The 5509-nt window shown below is 35.9% G+C and carries 8 protein-coding genes; 5 read left to right on the forward strand and 3 right to left on the reverse strand.

Annotated features, from left to right (window positions below):
• Nucleotides 1-108: 108 nt before the first annotated feature.
• The 4 genes from OCV58_RS12005 (at nt 109) to OCV58_RS12020 (ending at nt 2341) form a co-directional block, all read left to right on the forward strand.
• Nucleotides 109-567 (forward strand): hypothetical protein, encoded by a 459-nt coding sequence (locus tag OCV58_RS12005; RefSeq protein ID WP_154877988.1) that lies wholly within the window; start codon nt 109-111, stop codon nt 565-567.
• Nucleotides 568-795: 228 nt separating this feature from the next.
• Complete coding sequence (locus OCV58_RS12010) at nt 796-1434, forward strand: PdaC/SigV domain-containing protein (protein WP_154877989.1); 639 nt, start codon at nt 796-798, stop codon at nt 1432-1434.
• Nucleotides 1435-1541: 107 nt separating this feature from the next.
• On the forward strand, nt 1542-1949 hold the full coding sequence (locus OCV58_RS12015; RefSeq protein ID WP_267312925.1) for a hypothetical protein: 408 nt from the start codon (nt 1542-1544) through the stop codon (nt 1947-1949).
• Nucleotides 1950-2002: 53 nt separating this feature from the next.
• Nucleotides 2003-2341 (forward strand): hypothetical protein, encoded by a 339-nt coding sequence (locus OCV58_RS12020; RefSeq protein WP_154877991.1) that lies wholly within the window; start codon nt 2003-2005, stop codon nt 2339-2341.
• A 61-nt stretch (nt 2342-2402) separates the two neighbouring features.
• On the opposite strand, the gene OCV58_RS12025 is transcribed toward OCV58_RS12020, so the two are convergent.
• Complete coding sequence (locus OCV58_RS12025) at nt 2403-2588, reverse strand: hypothetical protein (protein ID WP_154877992.1); 186 nt, start codon at nt 2586-2588, stop codon at nt 2403-2405.
• Nucleotides 2589-2605: 17 nt separating this feature from the next.
• On the reverse strand, nt 2606-3472 hold the full coding sequence (locus OCV58_RS12030) for an SDH family Clp fold serine proteinase (protein WP_267312926.1): 867 nt from the start codon (nt 3470-3472) through the stop codon (nt 2606-2608).
• Between the two features lie 101 nt (nt 3473-3573).
• Between OCV58_RS12030 and OCV58_RS12035 the strand changes: the two genes are divergently transcribed.
• Entirely contained in the window at nt 3574-3870 is a 297-nt protein-coding gene (locus tag OCV58_RS12035; RefSeq protein ID WP_154877993.1) for a hypothetical protein, read from the forward strand.
• 121 nt (nt 3871-3991) lie between these two features.
• Here the strand turns inward: OCV58_RS12035 and OCV58_RS12040 are convergent.
• Nucleotides 3992-5424 (reverse strand): IS3 family transposase gene (locus OCV58_RS12040; protein ID WP_154877994.1). Its coding sequence is split into 2 segments (ribosomal slippage): nt 3992-4845 and nt 4845-5424, totalling 1434 coding nucleotides; the frame shifts between segments, so codons are not numbered across the junction.
• Nucleotides 5425-5509: the final 85 nt, after the last annotated feature.

Below are 5509 nucleotides of genomic sequence, written 5' to 3' on the forward strand. Positions count from 1 at the left end.
CATGAGCTGAAAGTTCTCAAATTCGCTTTCAGCTTACCAAGTATCATAGAAGATCTATGTTTACAGAGATTTTTTCACAGGCTCAAAAAATTCTGAGGAGGCGATGGCATGAAAGCAAAAAAAATTTTCTTAATCTTTTTCTTAATTATTTGCCCATTAAATTTTTCCTTTGCAAATTATTTTGATAATTATCCAGATCGTTTTCTTTGTTACGATTCGTCTATTCGGTTTAAATCCTACTTAGATCTTAACTCAGTTAAAGTCATTCGTTATGATCCACCATACTATGCCATACAAGTAGATAGATATAGTTTTGACTACGAATTACATGCTGGCCTCAAAACAGTTAATATCTATTTTTATGACTATAATTCACAAATTATTTCCTGGCAAGTAATCGGCATGTTTGAATGTGATGAAAACGGCAATCTTGGTAAAGGCGGAATGCTTTCAAAGTCTTATAATGCAGTCTATTTAAAAGATTTTAGTCCTGGATATTTAGCCGCAAGCTTAACATTCATGCAAGCATATAAAATGCCATTTCATCATTCTTCCAAAAGGAAGTGAATAAATGAGCCAACGTGAAATAATTAATGCTGAATTGGTGCAAGATTGTATGAAGCAAGATTATCTGCACAAAAGAATAGGACCTAATAAAAAAACTACCGATGCTTAACTCCTGAGGTAAAAGCAACGGTAGATGCCGTCATTGACGTACAATATAAAATTGTTAATCCCCACACAAGGAATGACGAGGCCATTTAATTATTGTTGATTTCAGAAAGGATCTATCTCATGATTAGACAATTTCTTCTATTCCTTTCATTCTGTATTCTAATTTCTTCAACTAGTTTTGCTACCGTTGTACCTGGCTATCAACACGATACTAACTTATCTCTATCGTATCCATTAATTTATACATCAAATCAACAAGCCCAAAATCAAATAAATTCAGATATTGCTTCGTATGTTGAAAAAGCTAAATCATCTTATTATGGTGGTTATTCATATAGTGAAAAATTAAAATATTCTATCCCCTATGAAGATGATTCAGTTATATCTGTCATACTTATGCGATTTACTTATATGGGAGGCGCACATAGCATAGATCATTGTTATGGTCTCGTTTATGATAAGATGACTGGAAACAAAATTCCTTTATCCCATTTCTTAAAAATTGACAACGTTGCACAACTGAACAATGCGATCAGCACAGGCTTTTTCCCGATGTACAATTCTAATAATAAAATAATTTCTGCTTGGGGCAAAGTAAAAAGAATTTCGCCCGATTATTATCTAAAAGGTAACGGTAAACTTTATTTAATTTACCAACCTTATGAACTAGCCTCATATGCAAATGGTTTTGTTTCTATTGAATTTACTCCTAAAACAATTGATTATTTTAACCGCTTAAAGAATAGAACTCTTTGGTAGGTGATTTTATGCCGAGTAAATACCCCTATCCTATATCACCGCCGCTTTGTCCTCACTGCGGCATTCCCATGGAAAAACGTAGTGGGCGTTTAGGAGGAAATAATCTCATGCAAAAAATAATTTTACTATTATTATTTATTATTTTCCCAACATATTTTTCTAATGCATCCTTTTTAAGCGATTCATCTACATATTGTAAATTATCTTCCAGTATTGATAGGTCATACTATGTCAATGGTAAAGCTTTTAAGATTTTACGATACGATCCACCCTATTATGCTATCCAAGGAAATGCCATCGTTGAATCTTTTGAAGATAATAATATTTATTGTGGAACATATATTTTTTTCTACGATTTTACCAAACAGGAAATGAAAGCAAAATTAATAAATGTAGCTACTTACGACTCTTATGGAAATACTCTAGACACCCATTCAGTAAATGAATCTGCTTATTTCGTTCCAGCCAATAGTATGATATGGTCTATCGGAAATTTTTATTTTTATAGGATATAGGTATCCAATACTAATAATAGTTCATATAAATTATTTTTACTTGGAGGCTTTCCATGACTCAAAAACAAAAAACGATTTTAATGCTTGCTTTTGTAATTCTTTTCCTTATTATTGGCTATCAGCAATGGCAAATTACTAAACTATCCAGAGAGTTAGATGCCGTTGACGTTTCCAGTGTAAGCTATCGTATTGATGAAGTGAATAGTAAATTTTACCGATTAGATTCTGATGTCGACGATTTAGAACTTCGTCTTTCTTCTGTTGAATCGTCTATTGACTTTATGCAATCAGATATTTCTCAATTAAATTCTGCTATTCAAAGCTTATCTCTTGATATCAATTATGCCTCAAGCTCATATTCGTATCCTTCGGGACTTTCTCCTTACTACTAAAAAATATTCCTACTTTTTCCTCTAATATATTCCAATAAAAAATAAGCTAACCCAATTAGGATTAGCCTATTACTAAATTACTTTTCTGCTGAAATATACCATCAAAATCTTTTTCTGGGTAAGATGGTTCACTGCAAATTCCTTTTTCACGTAAATCATTGAGCATGAAATTAGTCGTTGCAAAAACTTCATCCTCTTCTTTACTTTGCTGATTTTTCAATATTTCTTGTATCAATTCCAGCCTCATCGTGAGTACCCCCAAAATTAAAAATAATTTCTTGAATGTAAAAAGAATTGGTATCTAAATCTTGAAATATAACTTATAATCAAATTATTGTAGTCTCTAATCAATTTCTTTAATTCTTTATCTTCTGAATAGTCGTCAATTTCTAATTTCATTTCTTTTAATTTTTTAATATCAATACACCGGCCATGAGACAACCAGACTTTATTATCACCTAATTTGCTGGCAATTTCTTTTGCTCGCTGCCTTTTATCTTCTTTTGTTACTGGCCTTCCATCAGAATGTGTATTCCAGTTTTTAAATTTATATTTAACCAACCATTCTTGTATTAAATCAATTGTCAAATCTCTTTGCTGCTCACATGCACGTAAAAAGGCAATATCTTGTTGCTGCAAAAACACCAGTTCAGCTTGACTTAACAAACCTCTATTTGTTGATTTAGCAATCATTTCATTTACCTTATCTAAGTACCCTAATGCCGGGACATATTGCTTCCCATTAAATACTTGCGGGTCTATCGGTCCTAAAGAAGATGAATAGTCCATATAAATTTTATCGCCAGATAAACAAAAAACGGTACCTGCTGACATTGCCGCATCAGGAACTACAAAAAATACTTCTTCATAAAAATGTCTGTTAATATTATCAAATTTTTCAACAGCTTCTACAACTCCACCAGGAGTATTCAGGAAAATTACTAACCGGTCATGTTTGTCTTTTTCTTCTTGCAAATGCTCTATGAATGTCCTGTAGCCAGATTCAGAACCATATCGGATTTCGCCAAAGAAAAAAATTACGTCTGCGTCAAATTTATCTTCTAACTTTTGTAAGGAATTATTTAAAGCAATTTTAATAGCCGCATCCATCTTATCTATCATTTCTTCCATAAAATTCACCTCTTTTTATTATTATATCATTTTTAATTTACGAAATGCAAAATACCATCGACTTAAAGTTATAATCATATTTTTAAAAAGGAGTGCTTTCTATGTTAAAAAAGATTATCTTAAGCGCATTATGCATCACGACTACTGCATCTTTTTCGTCTTTCGCATTTGTAGTGGGCGGAAGCAATCTTTCTTTAGGTTCTTATCCGGAATTTAGCCCCTATTACAGCACCTACAATATGAGTTCTTATGAATTGGATCGAATGCGCCGCGATGTGCAGGAATATATAGAAAATGGCAATAACGATATCCGCCGCATCCAAGAAGCTCAGCAGGAAGCCGTAGAAAAATATAATCAGGCCGTTCGCGAATATAATATGAGCCAGCAATACTACTAAAAAATATTCCTACTTTTTCCTCTAATATATTCCAATAAAAAATAAGCTAACCCAATTAGTGATGTGACCCCAAAAAGTTAGACTTTAGTAACGAGGTAGTTTTTGCTATCTCGTTACTTTTTTATGCAGCGGATAGAGACCGCCTGTATTGGACAGGACTCTTCCAGCCTAGTTTTTCTTTGATTCGTTGTTCGTTATAGTACTTGATATACTGTTCGATGGCTGATTTCAATTCTTCGTAGCTATAATACACGACGCCGTAGTACATTTCTTGTTTCAGTAAGCCGAAGAAGTTCTCCATCACCGCATTATCCAGACAGTTGCCTTTCCGGGACATGCTTTGAAAAATCCGTTCTTGCTTGAGCTTGCGGACGTATGCCTTCATTTGGTACGCCCAACCCTGATCGGAATGGAAGGTTCTGCGATACGGGCAATCCGCGGTGATGTCGATGGCTTCTGCCTGTGCTGCTAATATATTTTCAGCAGAAGGACGGTTCCCTATTCTATAGCTGATGATTTCTCCATTGAACAGATCCAGAAAGGGATCCAGATACAGCTTATGCTGCGTCAGATGCCCCTGGGCATCCAATTCATAGTATTTAAATTCTGTCGTATCTGTTGTGATTTTCTGATGGGGAACCGTCGTGTGAAAGCGACGGCGTATTCTATTGGGAGCGATGGTTCCCACCTTCCCTTTGTAAGAGCTGTATCTGCGGCTCTTGCGCGTAAAACAAGTGACCTGAAGGCTTAGCTTTTGCATGATACGCTGCACTTTCTTCTTGTTCACGCACCATCCCTGATGGGTAAGCTCACCCGTGATTCGCCGATAGCCATAGGTGGTATGCTGTTTGCAGAGTTCCTGTATGGTATCTTCTAATTCTTTGTCCGGATTTTTGCGGCCCATGCGTTTCTGCCAGTACATGTAGGTGGCTTTCGGCAAATGAGTGTAGGAGAGAAGATCTTTTAGTTTGAATTGTCCTCGGAGACTGAAGATAACGTTCGCAACCCTCTCCGTTTTGCTTCGTCCTCTAACCGCAGTCTCCTCAGTTCTTTTAAAACGGCATTCTCTATACGGAGTTTGAGCAGTTCATCCTCTAATTCCTTGACGTGCTCTGCGCGGGTGTCAACCTCCGTATGCTGAACTTGTGCTTCTGTTTCTTTTGATTGCGATGTACTCAATGTCTTTTTCCTGCCTTTCCTGTGCGGTCTTAACGCATCCGGCCCAGCTATTTTAAAGTCATTTACCCATCTGGCAAGCATTGACGGATTGTTGATTCCCATTTGAAGAGCCAGTTCCTGATACGAGAGTTCGCTTGTTAAGTAAGACTCTACCACAGAAAGCTTTTCTTCGAAAGAGTATTCTTTCCGGGATCGAGATCGTTTTAACCCATTATCCCCCAATTTTTTGTAGGCAGCAACCCACGTTTTTAACTGGCAACTGCTCGACATGCCATGTTTTTGTGAAATGGAAGCGTAGCTTCCCTGATTGTCCAAGTATTCTGATACCAGTTGCTTCTTAAATTCATATCTGTGTTTCGCCGGCGAATTTACAATACAAGTGCAACACCTATAAAAAATGACACATAGGTTTCTGATATAATAATGCTACCAAACAAAATCTATATCTCGGAGGAAACCT

The sequence above is a fragment of the Megasphaera stantonii genome, from assembly GCF_025567065.1.
In the GTDB taxonomy this organism is placed as follows: domain Bacteria; phylum Bacillota; class Negativicutes; order Veillonellales; family Megasphaeraceae; genus Megasphaera; species Megasphaera stantonii.